We start from the raw sequence: 16,507 nt of genomic DNA on the forward strand, positions 1-16,507 counted from the left end.
CTCTAGTCTTTGTACGCCATATAGCCCGGTTCGATATGATTGAAAACGATCCAATAAAAGTAGGCACATCATGCCATTTCGCATACTCACTGGTCGACTCAAAACCCTCCATGACTAATTCTGACGACAGGCAGATTTGGGGGGCTTCGACAGGCCTTATCCTTGAGGACATAAAAAGTAATTTCGTGCATTTCTCGCATAAAAAGAAGAAAATCTGACCTATATCCCAGCTTGGTGTTTTGTGTTTTTCAAAAAAGCCATGTAAAGCAATGGCTTAAGATTTATTCTTTTTAAGGTAGGCTGACACCTTCAGTCTCTTCTCAGCTTCGCAGCCCAGAAATCCGTGAATGCTCGGTTTGAAAACCATAATTTTGCAACCAGAAACCTTGTCTCAAATCCCATCGTCTAGTCCAATCGTCTAATTAAGTTTAAACATCTCCGGTCATGCCTGTGCTCTGCTCGACGATCGGCACAATTGCGTATCCAGCGTCCAAGCCTGTTCACAATTGTCACGGCTCAGGCAGTCTAGAACTGAACGGCCTCCGCCAGCATCCTTTAGCGACTACAATTTCTTTTCATGATATGGCGCTCGATCGCCTAGGCCCCAGCGTCGGCTCACCCGGGCCAAGCTCGGACGCCGGCAAGCAGCTCAATGCCGGCGGTCTTATCAGCTGCGTCCTAGAGACCTCACGCTCCAAATGCCATCCCATGCCCGCTCCTCGTCCTGTGAGTACCCTGTCTGCTTGTCCGCTCGTTTGCACTCAACGTAAAACTCAACATCATGATCGCTGATTAGCATATCCGGAGACCTTCGCGTCTTCCCGTTTGGCCAGAGGATGCTGTTCTCAGGGATGAAGGCAACGTTATAGCCGTTTCTCAGGTAAAAAGCGGCTGTCAGAAGCTCAAAAATCTGTGTCTCTGGCTTCCCGTTATTGGCAAGCATCTTGTCCAGGACATCGTTAACGCCAGGCACTTCTCGAAGCTCATCAGCGTAAGCTCCGATTGCCATGACATACGGGTAAACACGTCGGCTACTATAGGCAGAGTCGCTGAGCGGCGTATCGAAAGACAACTCAGCGGCGAGGATGTACCAGTCGATGTCGTTCTCAGGTGGTTCGAAGAGCTGCGGCTCGATTGGCATTGCTAGGTCGATCACTGCCTCCTTTTCACGGATACGTGCCAAATACGCTGCTTTGCGCTTCGCCCAAGCCTCCTCACCAATCCTGTCCACCAGCAGTTTGTGAAACGCTTTCTTTTTCGCCCGATCAACAAACCCTTTTTCCATACTTCACGCCCTCAGTCTTCACTTGGCACTTACGGCAGGCTGTTCTCTGAGCCTTCAGCTGGCTGGTGGTGTAATAACAACATTACCTGCAAAGCCATTGCCAGCACTTAACGCCCCAACCTGATTTTCTTTGCGGTATTATTATGAGTCAAATATTTCTACTTTTCTAAGCGAGCATTCTCCAAGGAAAATATAATGTTACCATGCACGTCCTCTATAGAAACAACCGATTCAAAAAGTGGCGCAATATAATCCTTGAATTCACTAACGCTTGCGAGTCCGTTTCGCAGTCCTTCGACTACGGTTCGCTGGCCGCGACTTGTCGCATATGTCACGACCTGACTATAAAGAGCCAGCTCTTTGGCTGTGAAATCTAAGTTTCTAAAGCCAGAGTGAACGGAGTCATTTCTAAATTCTCGTATTTTGTCCACTACTAGCTTCAGCTCCCGCCCCCAGAAATCGTAAAGCTTGTGGTCGCGCAACTCCAAGCCAAGTGTCTTCGACAGTGCTTGTAGGTGTCGCCCATTAGGAAATCCTAAAAACCATCGCACCAAGCCTTCGATATTGTCCGACTCCCCTTCTTTTACTAGAGCCTCCAAGGAAAACCAAAGAAACAATATTTTTAATTGCGCATTCCTTTCGTGTCGCGCATTACGAGACCAGTGCAACGAACGCTTATAGCGCTGGCTAAGTTCGTTTTCCAGCGACAGGATATAGTGATGAATATCAAAAACCTGCAGGCTACTGGGGTCGCGAACAAAGGCCAGCGATGGCCTGAATCCATTGCGCAGTATTGGAGCGATTTCGCCATTATCCAGATTTTTTACGAATCCTGCGCTTGCCGCCTCATAGTTTGAAATGTGGTATTCGCTGGACTTTATATCAATGATTTCGGATATTTTTCCGGCAGATGCTTCAATGGCCTCCTCTGCATCAGCGCTTTTAACTATTGTGGCTACTCGTGCGGTAATCATGAAGTCATCTGGCTGCAAGCCAAAGCTGGCGCAAGACTCTTTGATTGCGCAAATCTCAGCCGCGCTATCTGACTTAGCAGAGCGAAATTCAACTTCGCCGTAAACCACGGTGCGGGGCAGTACTACGCTATCCTTTTCCATGGCTCTTACGACAAGGTAGTCAGGCATATGATTTCCCCGCGATAACCTCTAGAAGTCGCTCAATCAAGATGCTTTTCATTGCCTGGGCAGCAAGACCTTGAGACTTTAATTTTTTTGAAGCTAAAAACGTTTCAAACTCCATTGTCAATCGAACGCAGCGGTACTTGAGGATCACATCTACAACCAAATACATCGCCTGATCATCCATCTTGTACTTGAGCATTTCCCTGGCGCACTCAAGACATAACGAAGCATTTCCATTTGCGAAATAGAGCATCAAACGGTAATAAAGAAGCTCACCCCTTTGGGGTTTTGAATCGAATAGGGCCAGGTCATACCTTCTCATGGCTGCTTTGTCAAAAGACTTAACGGCGAGCTCATAGCCTAGACGAATCACTTGCGCATTTTTTGGCTTGACGGCTGCAAGGCGCTCCAAATAGTAACGCGCTTCAATCACTTTTCCTGCGGTGTTTAGCTCTTTAATGTAGCTGAGCGTTGCCGCAAAATACTTTGTACTACTCTTAGGCGTGCTTCGAAAAGCCATTTCTCGGTTTGTCATCTGCCCTCCCTGGTTGATTTATACGTGTCCCCGAAAGAGTTTTACCTTCCACGTACCTTTGTCAGCGCCAGCAGGCTATCCGTCAACCAATTCGGCCTGTAATAACAACGTACGGTGCCCAGTGCGCCGCTTGGCTCATTCCTGTATTGATCGCTTGGTCGCGATAGTATTCATTAAGACTAATCTGAGCTTCACGTAAGGCGATAGCGATGGAACGTGGAGATTCAAACGCTTGGCATGTTTCGTAAAATATCCTGAAGAAGGTTGGCGCGCTGACATCCAAAGTTTCCCAGAGACTGGACACCACGCTCCGAACACCTCCACGCAGCAGCGTAAGGGAGAATCCCTCTACGTCCAAATCCTGACGCGCTGTTCCGCAGGCTGACAGTACAAACAGCCCCAAATCCGACGGTTTACGCTCTGTAGCTTTACGCAGCCGGTTAATGCTCAAATTGCCGTCGGCAAGAGCTAGCATCGACAGCGAGTCACTGGTCGCATTGAACACAGCGTGCGTCGCAAGATGGATGGCGCAGTTACTCTGTCCATCGAGCGCGAGTTTACCTAGCATACGATCAATGGAACATTCGTTGTGGCTATAAGCTTCGCAGGCCGCAGGGGGTATTTTGGATTTCAGAGCACCCTGGATGAATTCGCGCTCCAGAGCCGCCCCAGGCAAACGGCCATCAGCTAACTCAGAGCAGGCAAAAACAGTCACAGATGAATAACTATGTGCTGTACTGGCAGGCATTAAGCTACCGGCTGCATTGAAATAAGCGATTGAGTAGCGCTCAAAAAGATATCTTTCACCATCGAACAACGCCGCGAATGGAACTCCATCCAGTGGGCTGTCTGTCTCGATCCATAAGTGAGTAACACCTTCCAACGCATCAGCCACGGGCTTAATTAATGCACGGTACAATGCAGAGGAAAGCTCTAAAAAGTCGCGCTGGCTCGCAGAGTGCGATTGACGCAACGCAAAGGAGATCAAAGAAATTCCTGCGAACGTATCGTCGGTTTGACAGGTTGAAATCGAGGCCCCTACTTCTACCGTGATCGTCATGTACGTAGGTGACACAAGGTATCGGATTCGGGCATCCCCAGAAGCTAGCATGTCTGGAGATAAATTGCCTTGAGCGTGGCGCTGCAACATCTTACGGCGATTGATTTGCGTTTCAATTGCGTGATCAAGGCCAGCCAGCAATTCACCCATACGTGCGATCGTCGCATCGCTTAAGCTTTCGTTCATTGGAATCGAGGTCAAAAACGACATTATGCCCGACTCGTACAACCCAGCAGCTTCAGCTTGGTTGACGGCTACGGCAGCTTCAATCTCGACTGGGACATTGTCGCGTCGCGTATATACGCCCCATGCGTCATCTTTGAGCAACGCGAATGCCTGCTCCGCTTCGTTGTATCTGCCGGTAATGGTAAGGCTTTGAGCGAGTTTGCGATGGGCGTCTGATCGTGATCTTAAGTACAAAGCTGCCCCGATCGATTCAAGCGTCTCGCTAGGATAAGCTTCCCTGTATACAGCGTGAACCGCTGCCTTGCCAAACAGCACAGCAGCATGGCGAGCGTTAAGTCGCTCAAAGCCCTCTACCATCTTCAATCGAATGAAGGAGTCAGGATTTAAAAAGCCTTCCAACGTCGCCAGATTGCTAGTGTGGCCCCAGTTTGAAAATCCGGCTAGTAACGCCCAAGCGAAATAAAACCAAGCTTGCTCAGTATGCCCTAAGTATGACTGTACAAGCCCAGCACATGCCCAGCCACGGCCTTCGAACCACGCTCTTGACCCCACCTGCTTACATTGTTGCGCAGCTTTGGAGAACCAGTACGCAGCTTGATGGAATGACTCGTGTTTTTCGGCGTGGGCAATCGCCCTCATACCTAAATTGAAGTGAACAAAGCCGAACCCGCTGTAAGCATGAATGCATTGGTAGTTCGCATCAGCTTGCTGGGAAGGGTCAGTATTCTCTTCCGCACATCGAAGCACTCTCCCAAAAACAGCGAGTGCTCGCTCGCTTAAGTTAGCCCCTGCAAGAGCATTGCCGTAATTATTGAATAGAGTTGCGAGATCGCCGGCAGTCGGAATGTACTCGGTTGCCTCACTGGCAAGCCATAATGTTGTGTGTATGGACAAGATGGCAAGTAGTGAGTGCGGAGTTCTGTCAAGCGCGTGCATTAGACCATCAACTTCGAACCACCGATCGGCGGGCCTCTGTTTGTCCGCCATGTCCATGGATGCAATTACAAAGGCTGTCCGAAGCGTGTAGGGAGGGCCTTCCAGTGGAAACCCATACCGGCAAATTGAGATCGTCCAAGCGATGGCGGACTGTAGTGGCGAGGCTCCATTGACAGTTGCGTTTATGGCGCTAGCTTGATCCATGCGCTTCAGAGCTGTATCCAAATCACCTTGCCATGCATGGGCTGCTGCGGAGAGGCGCAAGCATGTGTCATTGGCGACTGGCTCTACCTGATGACCGTCGCATAGGCGGCAGGCAATCTCTAGCACCTGTGTAGCACGACGGCGTCTTCCTGTTTCATCGAGCGCCAACGCTAGCTGAGATAAGGTATTTACCAATCGAGTCCAGTCATGGTACTCGCGCCTGCGTATAGAAAGCGCGTGCTGCAACGCTCGTTTCGCGTAGTGGGGATTATCAACCCTTCCTAAGCAATACGTTGCCCATTCGTACAGGAAGTCGGCGCGCTGGAGAGGTCGTTTACTGTAAAGAATTTTTGTGAGCCAGACCATAAACGTGGCTTGCCGTGTTGAAGTCAGCGAGGCGACAGAACTGGCTATATCAGACCGCAGCCAGGCCTCGGCATTCATGAACAGCTCTGTCGCTCGCTCGTTGTCGTCTGCACCTAATTTACGAGCGTACGCTATCAACTCTTGCCGACTTTTTTTCGCACTACTGCGGGTAAAGCTCGCAAGGCAAAGGCGAAAGAACTTGGTTTCCTTCATAGCTGGATTCACACGTCCTGCGCAAACCAATGATCGCCTTCACCTGCCCGAACGAGATTGATTTCCCCGGCACGCGTGGGGCATTTTTCGAGTTTCTCGAGCACTTCCAGCACGCAGTGATCGCTTCCGAAACGTGCATGGAACGCTGCTTCAATTGCGACGAATTGCTTCCCGTTTGAGTCTTCACGGAGCAGCATCAGTACGAAGAACTCTTTCTCCCCGAGCTGCACACCCTTTTTATGTAGATTCAGAGCCAGCTTGGTGAGTGCCTTGCCCACGGAAAGCGTCAAGTTCAGCAGGTCTGTTTCAGATGGCCCCCCGGAAAAAATCGCAGTATCGGTGAACACGTCTTTCAAGAGGCCGAACAAGCTGCTCAAAAGCTGCAGGTCTTCATTCCGGATCACCCAACGAGTAGGCTTGAAGACTGCCCGATGAGAGCTATCACCGCCCTCCACAGGTGGAGCAACCTGCCATTCATCAACCAATGCTTGCGCTAGAGCATTTGCGTAAGAGCCCACTCCATCTCTAGCCAGGTGCTCTGCCAGAAATGAGATTGCTTCAGTGCGGTCAACAAATTGGTTTCGCAAGGCATCGCTCCAAGACAAAATTTGATGAACCATACTCGCTAATTAGAGCATTGCCAAACGTCTAGAATGCTGTTTCCAAGCTAGATAGCTCTCGCACAAGTCGGTAAAGGAGCTCTGTAGCAAGATTTTTACGACCGCGTGGGCTTGATCGGCCATTGGGGGCTCAGTACCCGGAAGTCCTATTGCCAGTCAACCGTCCATAGCTCATCAGTCCGGGGTGTGAAGCTCTGGCTCATCATTTCCCGACGCATGCCCCATTCCGGATCAACAGGTACACTGACCAGGTGCAACGTCCCCTTCCCCTCCTGCCGTTTACCGCATCGAGTACGATCATTAGCTTTCGCTCGACGCCAGTAGAAGCATCAGTCCTGTGCGATGTACCAGGGATTTCGTGATCCATTGATCGCCTCTCTAACAGCCGCAGCCGATCCAGCTATCACTAACACACTCAGAGCTTTATGAGAGCCCTGCGATCTTGTCTGACTGTCTGAAAACAGGACGAGGATTGACCGCCAGGCCAAGGGGGGGCTCGAGGATCACACCCTCGTGTCAGGACATGGGCTGGTGATGCCTGCACTCGGGGCAGAACTCGTACTTCTTGTCATCACTGGCCGTACGGTCGAACAAGTACTTGATACCATGGGTGGCTGCCGTGACTGCAAGCGTAATTCCAGCACCGATTAGCAGCGCTTTGGGATCTTTAGGGGCTGCTTTGACGAGTCGCAGCAGTGCGCCTGGCACTGCAGGCCCGGCCTTCGCAGCGGCTGCAGCCATCAGTCCCGCCAATGGCGCCAAGCCCTTGGAGAGTTTGTACAGCTCGCCTTTGCTCACGACGCGTGCCGTAGGTTTGCCACAGTTTTTACAGAGCAACACGGTGCTTAAATCCCATGTAGTCAATCATCTGCTCCATTTTTAGCAGATCCGCGGTATGACTGACCACCGGTCACCGATGCCCCGGCCCTTCTTGTAGCGTTAAGCACAGACAACGATCGCCTCAGCAGTGCCTTCCTGGACTACGGATGGAGTTCGGCGCGATTGCCAAGGTACTGAATGACTCTGTTGTAGGTAGAAATGGAAGGCAGGATCTCGGTCGGGTATGCCTCATCGAAGTCATTACGGTTGCCGAGATAGCTAGCACACAGGCGTGTTAGCCACCAAGGGGCGATCATAGACGCTTGGCAGACCGTTGCATCTTCACGTCGCTCAAGAACTTTAATTCCCGTAACTAGCAAAATAGTGCATGAAGGTGCCGGGTGAATGGGCAAGGCGTCAAACAGCTCATGGAGACCCTGCTCCTCTTCGTAAACGTTGTTGGGTAGCGTGAAACTGATACCGAGAAACGTGCTTGATGGTAAGTCGCCCTCGATTTTCACATTCTGAGCGGCAATGGAGATTCTCGAAAGAAGCGCCGCGACATCCCGAATGCTTTGACTGACATGACGCACATCAAAAGCGCGGTCTCTCGCCACGACTATGCGGCCATTTTTTGCGCGGTTTGAGGTTCGATTTGGTAGCTGATGATTGATGTTAAACGGTGGTGCCTCTAGCTCGATGGCAGCTTTCTCTGCCTCCTTCGCCAGCGCTTGAGAGCTGTAGCATTCGATATCCGTACGTGCGATATCGTCTGACCAATGTGATGTGCGCAAGTGTTGCGACAACCTGGTAAGCGGACTGTTCGTAATCCCGATGTACAGCAGTCGACCCGTGGCGTCGAAGTGGCGATAGAGCTTGTGGGTTTTCAAAGCGCGTCTCATGTTGCCTCCGTTTTGCCCGACTGTTTCCTTGCGATGTGATAAGTCAGCGCCAGCGCGACCATCCGTACTGGGAGCGCGGCTTTACATCAGGCGATGCGCAATTCTGCTCGTAAGAAGAAGTGGAAACAACCGCTGGAGTACACCTGTACTCCCTCGGGGTGATCGAGACGCTTTGGGGGCATGTACGACGTCCAGGTGTTTTAGGATACGGAGGAGTAACTGGAGGCGCCCTAGGCTTGGGCCTCTGCGAGTGGGTGGGATATCAAAGAGCTGGTGAGCTACGTAGATTAGAAGGACATGAATGGCCCTGCAGCCGGGATCGCAACAGCTTGAGCTTCCCGATAACGACACCTGAGCGTTATCACCACCCTCGGCTCACATGCTGCCTAGGTATCCCCGGCTCACCCACTACCCGGGGATGCCTTTACACATGCGATCAGCGCCCTCCCCCTAACCCAGCAAGGTGGAGAGCCTCCCATGATCAGGGCGGCAACGCCCATCTTCAGAAAAGATGAGCCTAGTTGTGCAAGCAGACCTCAACGATCTTCTGGAAAATCGAGGTCTTGGCCGCCTCTCGCAGCCTCACGATGTCATAGGTGAAGCTGGAGAAGAACAGCTCGCCCAGTGGGTGGTTCAGGACAGGAATGCGGGTACCGACCTCGTCGGTAATCACTACGTTGTACACCAAGCTTTGCTTCGCGATGGTTCCGTTTGTGGCTTTGTTGGACGCCACAAAGTACCACGCGCCCTCCAGGCCATTGTCCTGTATGAACACGCTGTGCCGCTGGTTCTGCTTTGTTGGCGTGAGGTAGTAAGGCAGAGACGCCACTTGTGCACTGACCTGACGGGACGGTGAGATACCCTCGTCCTGCCGCTCCTGGTTATCGAACAGGGTGTTGCCGATGATGCGGGGAACCCGGGGGGTGTTGTAAGCGTTCAGCCACGTATTCGTCTCCTTGTCGCGGATCAGGAATGCGCCGTCCCAGAGGGCTTCAAACGCCTTGGTACCTGATTTTCTAAGCACCGCGCTCAGCTGCTTGAATTCGTAGTTGAACTCACCCGCGCAGGTCTCATGGAACCGGCGCGAGCGTTCAATCTTGATGGTCTCGCCATTCACAGTCACGTCGAGCACCTGGATGTAGATGTTCTCCTTTCGGTCACATCGGCAACTCACCAGCTGCAGCGCATGGTCAGGCAAAGCTGCGCCACTGATGGTCACGGCCTTGTCTCGGAAGATCGATTCCTTCAGTGCCAATTCCTGCAGGCTTTTCTCGATAGCCGAAACAGAAGGCTTCTTTTTGAGGTCGACGTCGAAGCCTTGGCAGATGGTGTCGACGGATGTCGTGAAGCGATGCAGCTTCACCGACGTGTAGTAATCGAACTGCGCACCTGGATTGCGCTGGCTATCGTTGAGTGCTTGCCAGAAGGTGTTGTAGGCCTGCGTCTCCTCCCCTTCGGATTTCGAAATGCTGGAACCGTTCTTGCTCTTACCGGAGGTTTTGACCTTCTCGCTGACGACCAGGTAGTTCGTGTTGCCCACTTCAAGCCCAGTGGGCAATGGCAGTCCATCACCGCTCAGTACCTTGCATGCACCGAATTTCTCCGCGAGGGTGTTGATAGTGCTTAGCCAAGCTTCACTGTCCGCTATGTCCTTTGCTGTATCGAGCAGCCAAAGCGGATTTGACATGGTCGGCAATCCTTCCAGGAAAGTCCTGACCTGATGGGTGGCTTGGTACACCAGAGGACTGTACTCAATGCCCGCGTGCTTCAGCAGCCGCTCGATACGGTTCAGGCAGTCAGTTTGGTGGTAATTGATGCTGTTCTGGTAAAGGTCGAGTGCCTTTGCCTCGGGGTGGTTCGTGGCAAACGCCATGTACTTGCGATCGCTGTTGGTAGTCGCGTTGAGAGACTGCACACGCTGGTAACGTTTACCACTCCAATCGAACATCAACATGCCGGAATCGGTAACCGGCCTGCTCGCGGACTCCATAGACGAAGCGCACTCCATGACTGCACGCTTGAGGGAGAGAACGAGCTCCTGCTCCTTGGAGAAATACAGCTCGTACTCCAGCGCCTCGAACACCTCATTACCGTTTCTGGCCTTACGGCTGAACACAAGTCCCAAGTACAAACTCGCGTTGTACTCGACAGGTTCTATAGCGTAGCGCTGGTGGACGTCATTGAGGTACGAGAGCTTGAGCTTCAGATCCACCAGTGCTTGGATCACGTAGTAGGGATAAAGTGAGTGCTCGCTGATCACTTGGCGGACATGGCCAGGCGCCGGCGCATGCGTGCTTAGATAGATGAACCCGAACACTCCCTTCCTGCCACTGAATTTGCTGTAGTGCACCTTGGTGGACGCTGGGACGCCCAGCGATTTACGGATGAAGTCCTTGATGGTGGCATCCACCCGCGGATAATAGACCTCTGACTCTTCACCGTACTTCCTGGAGACCTCAACCACAGCCGCCTGAATGTGACCGTAACCCTCATCAATGACTGCTAAGCGGTCAATGATGTCGTCGAGGTCGCCGGGCAGTTTCAGCATGTTGGTGCGCGCCTTGGCAGCAGCACCCATTTCCAGAGGGTTGATAGACGTCATTTCGCGTTCCTTAGCAGCTGTATCAATGTGGGGTTGATCATCAGACGGTCATCCACCCGGTGAGCGGTGCCTGCCTCGGTCACTGGCACGTAACGGGTCATGATCTTGAAGGCATTCAGAAAGTGGATCGACTCTCCATGGGTGAACTCACGTTCAGCGTTTAGATCGTTGTCGTCCGGTTGCGTGTTGACGTACAGGAAGCGCGGCGTGAGGTTCAGGCCAGCGCACAACTCACTCATATCCTTGCGTTTGGCTTCTGCTCTGCGAAGCGTTTTGAGCGAGAGTTCGTGGCTATCCAGGCTGCCCGACCAACGCTTGACGTCGATGCAGATGAGCGTGTCTTGCACCCGAACGAAGATGTCATAGCTCTCATACACTGCGGGCCCCAGGCATTCAATGAGCTGGTTGAGATCAAGGGGAGTGATCTCTAGCGCCGCGAGCACTCGGGCGAAAATGAACTCACCAACGTTCCCCTTCAGTAGCGGTATCAGCGCCGGATTGGGCAAGTGGACATCAATCCCTTCGCTGGCCATGTTGCAGGCCATGTTAATGATGCCAGTACCTGATTCCCGGTCATCGCCATCGTTGCGGACGTAGTCTGGGACAAGCCACTTCCCAGGCTGATACACAGCCTGCCCATGCAGCAGGTCACTCAGGTGGTTGTGGCTCTCTACGGTCGTGCAGATGGTGACCCGATCCGTCACAGCCCGCGGCAAGTAGAAGGAGTTGATAATTTCCTGGTAGTAGCCGGAGGCTTTAACGAGTGGCGAGGCCAGAAGCCTGCGCACGTACTTCTCTGGTGCCGTGATGCTCTCGGGAGATCTGAGCATCTCGTTAAACGCCATCGCTTCCCGGTCACCTTCGCGTGCGCTTCGGAGGATCTTGCTGCGAAAAGCGCCGTTGAAGAACTTATCAATGTCGTCAGCGTCGGCAGCCACCTGGGCAGTGAACTGCTCGCGCTCTTCCTCGGTACCAAAACAGCGACTTTCTGCTTGAGACAGGCAGAACTGCATCAGCTTGTGATTGAGCAGCGAAAGGCTGTTGATGAGCAGATCATTGCCCTCACGGCGCAGTCGGCTGTAGCGCACCACCAGATCATTGATCACATCACTGGGCAGGAAAATTTCGCTGTGCAGGTGGGTATCACGTCGCTCGACACGCCCCACCGCCTGGATGATGGCTTTGAGCACCGCCAGATCATGCTCTTGATTCAGGATGCGGCGGTTCTTGGGCTGCATCAGGTTAGAGTCGAACTGCGACAACCGAACCGCCTCGCACCCCCCAGACGCGATGTGCTTGAGAAGCAGAATGTGGTTCTTGACGGTATTGAGGCCAGTATCCTTTTCGCGGATGGAGCTATAGAACGGCGTGTTAACCAGCACAAGGCGATCGAAGTCGTGGTGGAAGCCATCCTCGGCGCGCTCAACGAAAAGGTTGAGACCCGTGCCAGCGCTGCCGTAGGACGAGATCAGGCATATCCGCGTGTCAGCATCCACCTTCAGGTATTCATCGATATTGACCTCTCTGGCCAGCTGGGCGCTGAACAGGATGACCCGTATCTTGGTTCCACCCACGAAGGGTTTCAGCTCGAAGATTTTGTCTTGGTACTGCGTCGAAAGCCCCTTAATGCGGCCCTCGATGCCCTGCGCGAACAGCTTTTTGAACAGATCGGCAAAGCGGTTATTGAGCGAGAGCACGAAGGTGTTTTTGCCATCCCAGGCGGCCATCAGCATCGCCTCGATCTGCCGGCGGTAAGCAGACATCCGGAACTTGTTGTCACGAAAGCCTGGCGGCATCAGGGAGTTTGACCAGAAGCTGAAAGCGCTTTTGAAGGCCGGATCACTGCGTAACCCGCTGATGTCGTCAGCCGATGTTTTGTAGAAAGGCCTGACTTCCATCGTCCTGGCCTTGGCCCGGGCCGCCCGAAGGTCTGCCATCGCATCTACATCAGTGAGAGAGCGCTCAACGACGCGTACATCTAGATTCGATCGTTGGCCCTCACCATAGCGAACCAGCATCTTTCTCGAAAAATTGCCCGAGTAAGAGTTCTTGAAGCCTGTCGTTGCGCTGAGGCACATGGCGCTGTTCTGGGTGCCATGCAGGATGCGAAGCAGCTTCACCTCGGGAAGCTCAAGGATCAGGTCAAGGTGGAAATCAACGAAGACGCGATTCTTCACCGCATTACCACCAAAGGGGATCTCTTCCACTTTGATGAGCGAAAAGACAATTTTCGGGGCGAAGAAAGTGAAGAAGGCATCTACGAAGATTTCAGCGTCCCTGGCTCGGTCAAACACCGAAGCCACGTATGCATGATGCTGCCGGGAGGTTTTGATGAATTCCAGTAGCGGCGCGTTCTGGCTGGCCTCCTGACCAAGCTCCAGCAGCTGTCGCAGCGGGCTTTTCTGGGGCACTTTGGAGCAGGCGTACAGGGCGCACAGCATAACCTGCAGGAAGTCGTGCAGCGTGGGGTCAGGATCGTCAGTGGGGGTTCCATCATCGAAATACAGACGGATCTCACTTTTACCGCACACAGACCGCATCCTAATTCGCTTGAGCGCCTCCTCGTTGTAGAAGCGCCTCGGGGTGAGGCTGAAAATATTCCGAGACAGCGCCAGGATTTGTTCGACATCGCGATTGTTGATCGTGATGTGACCCACGTTGCCCGAGCACATCATCAGGATGGCATCCAGCGGGACGCTGGTTTGGCAGTCCTCTTCGTAATGCCGACGAAGATCCTGCATGAGCTCAACCGTTTCGTTGAACGCGATGGGCTCCTCATTATCGGGGCCATATTGCTCCGAAACCATCTCCATCAGGCGGTGCAGGCCAGCAATGACATGGGGCGGCTTCACCCGCTCGCTGACCAGCTTCTTCTTGCTCTCTTCGAAAATTCGGTCGTAACTGTCGTGCTCCTCATCGACGACCAGGTTGAAAGTGATTCCGTGGGCCTTGAAAAAATTTGCCTCGTCGGAAATGAAGAAGTCGTCCTTGAGGTAGGCGATTTGCTCGTCATCGGACAGGCTGCAGGCGGCGCCGATAGGCGCGATGCTGTCTTCCTCAGCATTCGTGGGCGAGCGCTTGGCTCCCAGTATGGCGTCGAAGCTCAGCTTCTTGATGTTCGGTTCTTTCTTCTTGTCGATGTACACGATGAATGCGCGCTTAAGGAATCGCGCAGTGGTAGCGATGAAGATGGTTGGCCCCACCTTGGCCCGCTCGAACGGCAGTACATGATCAATCACTTCGACCTTCGCCCGTTCTCGGTCAGTTCGAGCATCCCTGAAGCGGTCTTCGGTGGCCACGAATTGAGAACCAACTTTCTCCCTGATCACGGCTTTGGCCAGATCCTGCAACGCAAAGAGCAGGCGTTGCTTCGACGCGTCGATTCGACGCCGCAGCTCAATGTCCCGAAGATGATCCATCACGCCCAACTTCAGGTAGCGCAGGTGTTCGGATTCAGTTGCTTTTAGGCCGCTGATGGCGCTACTCAGTTCGCTGACCGCATCTCGGTAGTAGTCGGTACTCAGGGCCCTGATCCAGCGACCGTAAAGGTCTTCATTGCGTACCTTGGATACCCAACCGACGAAATTGAGGTCAGACAAGTCCCGCTCGGCAAGGAAGCTCAAGATGCTGACGCCCCGCGCTGCCGCCCTTTCCTGGGTGACCTTGGAGACGTCGATCTGTGCTTTATGCGGGGTGATGAAGAAGAGGTTGCGGTGGCCCCCGCCTTCGTTACGAACAGCGGAGTGTTGGACGAACTGATCGAAGACGTTATAGGACTTACCAAAGCCAGTCCCATCATTGGCAAAGCTAACTGACGGGTTAGGTTTGGCGTTGCCGTTGAAGAACGGAGCCAAACGAGTCCGGTGCGAGTTGATTTCGTGGCTGAGCGCTGAACTGATGCGACCGTCCCTGCAGTCCATGGTTAACCTCGCTGACCTTTTGATGATGGCAATCTAATGCATATCACAGCCGAGGGTGCTGGCAAAGCGCATGAATTGCAAGTGCGCCAGTTGCTACGCTTGGTGACATTGAGTCTTCAACGACACGCTCTAGAATGCACCTCAGCGGCAAAAGCAATAATCCTGCAGCGTCCTGTGTGATTCACGTTGGTAAGCTGGGATACCGAATTTCGGAGCACCCATTCATGGCAATCAATGCTATCGCTCAGCGTTTGCGAGAAGCCAAGCGCGTCGTTGTTTTCACCGGTGCTGGCGTTTCGGCAGAAAGCGGTATTTCCACCTTTCGTGATGCACTGACAGGCTTGTGGAAGCGGTTCGACCCTACCCAGCTGGCGACCGCCGAAGCCTATGGAGCCGATCCAAGTCTCTCCTGGGATGGTACGAGTGGCGCAGGTGCAAGGTTCTCCAGGCGCAGCCGAATGACGCGCACCTTGCTATTGCAACGCTCGCTCAGCATGTTCAAAAGCTGACGGTGGTGACGCAGAACGCAGATGATCTACATGAGCGGGCCGGGAGCCAGGGAGTCATCCACCTGCATGGCAGCCTTCATTCGCCTCGGTGTATCGACTGTGGCGTTGCGCACGAAGCGGTACTTGCCTGCGATCAAGTGTCCGAGGATGGCTGCTGCGTCGAACCACCGCGGTGTCATTCATGCAACGGGCACATCAGGCCGGGCGTCGTTTGGTTTGGCGAGATGCTTCCAGAAGCAGCGTGGCGTGCTGGTCTTGAAGCGGCACAGGATTGCGACCTGTTCTTTTCGATCGGTACCTCTGGCATCGTATTCCCGGCAGCAGAGCTGCCGCTTAGGGCCTTGAGCACGGGGGCGTCAGTCGTGCACATCAATCCTGTGCGTTTTGAAATCAGTGACCAGGAGCATTTCCTCCAAGCGTTGGCTTCCGCCATGCGGACGTTGATCGGCGCCGCCTTCCTCTGAAACTTTGATTGGTCAACGCACGGGCAGCGGTTTCAGCGAAGCTTTGGCCTGCATGCTAAAAATCCTCGTGGTTTCAGCCCATCATCTTGAGGTAGTGCTCCTCGAACCCAGTCCTCACGAAAACCTGCCTGAACCGCTCAATGTAGTGAGCGGGCTCAATCTCGCCGAAGTCAGTGAGATTGATCGCATCGGAGTGAGACTCTCGGTTCACGTACCGGTATAGCGCGCGGAAGGCTGTATCTTCATCTGCCAGGGCTTGTAGCGCCTCCGCGAGTGCCTCCTGACGGTGCACGAAGTTGAAGTAGTACTCAAGAATGTTGCGCATCATGTTGGGAATGACTGACGCAGAGGTGCGCCCTTCCTGCGCGGCCCTGATGGTCTGCCAGAAGGACTGATAGTCATTCTGCACGTCTGAAGCCTTCATCGGGATGACGGCGGTGTACTCTGCCTTGGTGATCCGGAATAGCGAGAAGTCATCACCTCTCTTGAGGTTCTTCAGCATCTCGTGGAAGAAGAAGAGGTTGTGCGTGAGGATGAAGACCTGCTTGAAGCGCTCCTTGGGATGAGTGTAGTGGTCTACTAACCCCGGACACCCATTTAGGCGAGAATGCTCGCCACAGAGAGGTGTCCGATGACCAAGCAACGCCGTACCTTTACCCCTGAGTTCAAGCGCGAAGCTGCCTGCCTGGTGCTCGATCAAGGCTACAGCCATGCCGAAGCGGCCCGTTCGCTCGGCTTGGTCGAGTC

Annotated in this window: 10 protein-coding genes and 3 pseudogenes; 2 read left to right on the forward strand and 11 right to left on the reverse strand. The window is 53.3% G+C overall.

The features are described from left to right. Positions 1–667: 667 nt before the first annotated feature. From CRP40_RS21010 to CRP40_RS21055, 10 genes and pseudogenes are all read right to left on the reverse strand, one after another. A complete protein-coding gene (locus CRP40_RS21010) occupies positions 668–1,285 on the reverse strand; it encodes a hypothetical protein (protein ID WP_050587350.1) in 618 nt (205 codons plus the stop codon). A gap of 158 nt (positions 1,286–1,443) precedes the next feature. Beyond that, entirely contained in the window at positions 1,444–2,427 is a 984-nt protein-coding gene (locus CRP40_RS21015; RefSeq protein ID WP_027915651.1) for a HEPN domain-containing protein, read from the reverse strand. After that, on the reverse strand, positions 2,420–2,959 hold the full coding sequence (locus tag CRP40_RS21020; protein ID WP_027915650.1) for a hypothetical protein: 540 nt from the start codon (positions 2,957–2,959) through the stop codon (positions 2,420–2,422). Before CRP40_RS21020 ends, CRP40_RS21015 begins: the two co-directional genes overlap by 8 nt. Before the next feature lie 82 nt (positions 2,960–3,041). After that, positions 3,042–5,924, reverse strand: a complete 2,883-nt coding sequence (locus CRP40_RS21025; RefSeq protein WP_027915649.1) for a CHAT domain-containing protein — start codon at positions 5,922–5,924, stop codon at positions 3,042–3,044. Positions 5,925–5,932: 8 nt separating this feature from the next. After that, on the reverse strand, positions 5,933–6,544 hold the full coding sequence (locus CRP40_RS21030) for a hypothetical protein (protein ID WP_141400921.1): 612 nt from the start codon (positions 6,542–6,544) through the stop codon (positions 5,933–5,935). Between the two features lie 146 nt (positions 6,545–6,690). Continuing rightward, positions 6,691–6,857: pseudogene (locus tag CRP40_RS21035) on the reverse strand (DUF4113 domain-containing protein); the annotation flags it as partial. A 203-nt stretch (positions 6,858–7,060) separates the two neighbouring features. After that, entirely contained in the window at positions 7,061–7,342 is a 282-nt protein-coding gene (locus CRP40_RS21040) for a hypothetical protein (RefSeq protein ID WP_027915647.1), read from the reverse strand. Positions 7,343–7,524: 182 nt separating this feature from the next. Continuing rightward, a complete protein-coding gene (locus tag CRP40_RS21045) occupies positions 7,525–8,265 on the reverse strand; it encodes a GIY-YIG nuclease family protein (protein WP_027915646.1) in 741 nt (246 codons plus the stop codon). A gap of 517 nt (positions 8,266–8,782) precedes the next feature. Continuing rightward, entirely contained in the window at positions 8,783–10,867 is a 2,085-nt protein-coding gene (locus tag CRP40_RS21050) for a hypothetical protein (protein WP_027915645.1), read from the reverse strand. Further along, positions 10,864–14,787, reverse strand: a complete 3,924-nt coding sequence (locus tag CRP40_RS21055) for a hypothetical protein (protein ID WP_027915644.1) — start codon at positions 14,785–14,787, stop codon at positions 10,864–10,866. The genes CRP40_RS21050 and CRP40_RS21055 overlap by 4 nt, the downstream gene beginning before the upstream one ends. Before the next feature lie 224 nt (positions 14,788–15,011). On the opposite strand from CRP40_RS21055, the pseudogene CRP40_RS22270 reads away from it, so the two are divergent. Next, a pseudogene (locus CRP40_RS22270) lies at positions 15,012–15,760 on the forward strand (NAD-dependent deacylase). A 73-nt stretch (positions 15,761–15,833) separates the two neighbouring features. Here the strand turns inward: CRP40_RS22270 and CRP40_RS21065 are convergent. Beyond that, a pseudogene (locus CRP40_RS21065) lies at positions 15,834–16,322 on the reverse strand (AAA family ATPase); the annotation flags it as partial. 69 nt (positions 16,323–16,391) lie between these two features. Between CRP40_RS21065 and CRP40_RS21070 the strand changes: the two are divergent. Beyond that, on the forward strand, positions 16,392–16,507 hold a 116-nt coding region (locus CRP40_RS21070), incomplete at its 3' end, for a transposase (RefSeq protein ID WP_141400917.1).

It is taken from the genome of Pseudomonas sp. URMO17WK12:I9 (genome assembly GCF_900230165.1).
Classification (GTDB): domain Bacteria; phylum Pseudomonadota; class Gammaproteobacteria; order Pseudomonadales; family Pseudomonadaceae; genus Aquipseudomonas; species Aquipseudomonas fulva.

Excerpts from the sequence above, each read along its gene's own strand:
- CRP40_RS21010 (WP_050587350.1), bottom strand. The coding sequence starts at position 1,285 with ATGGAAAAAGGGTTTGTTGATCGGGCGAAAAAGAAAGCGTTTCACAAA.
- CRP40_RS21015 (WP_027915651.1), bottom strand. The coding sequence starts at position 2,427 with ATGCCTGACTACCTTGTCGTAAGAGCCATGGAAAAGGATAGCGTAGTA.
- CRP40_RS21020 (WP_027915650.1), bottom strand. The coding sequence starts at position 2,959 with ATGACAAACCGAGAAATGGCTTTTCGAAGCACGCCTAAGAGTAGTACA.
- CRP40_RS21025 (WP_027915649.1), bottom strand. The coding sequence starts at position 5,924 with ATGAAGGAAACCAAGTTCTTTCGCCTTTGCCTTGCGAGCTTTACCCGC.
- CRP40_RS21030 (WP_141400921.1), bottom strand. The coding sequence starts at position 6,544 with ATGGTTCATCAAATTTTGTCTTGGAGCGATGCCTTGCGAAACCAATTT.
- CRP40_RS21045 (WP_027915646.1), bottom strand. The coding sequence starts at position 8,265 with ATGAGACGCGCTTTGAAAACCCACAAGCTCTATCGCCACTTCGACGCC.
- CRP40_RS21050 (WP_027915645.1), bottom strand. The coding sequence starts at position 10,867 with ATGACGTCTATCAACCCTCTGGAAATGGGTGCTGCTGCCAAGGCGCGC.
- CRP40_RS21055 (WP_027915644.1), bottom strand. The coding sequence starts at position 14,787 with ATGGACTGCAGGGACGGTCGCATCAGTTCAGCGCTCAGCCACGAAATC.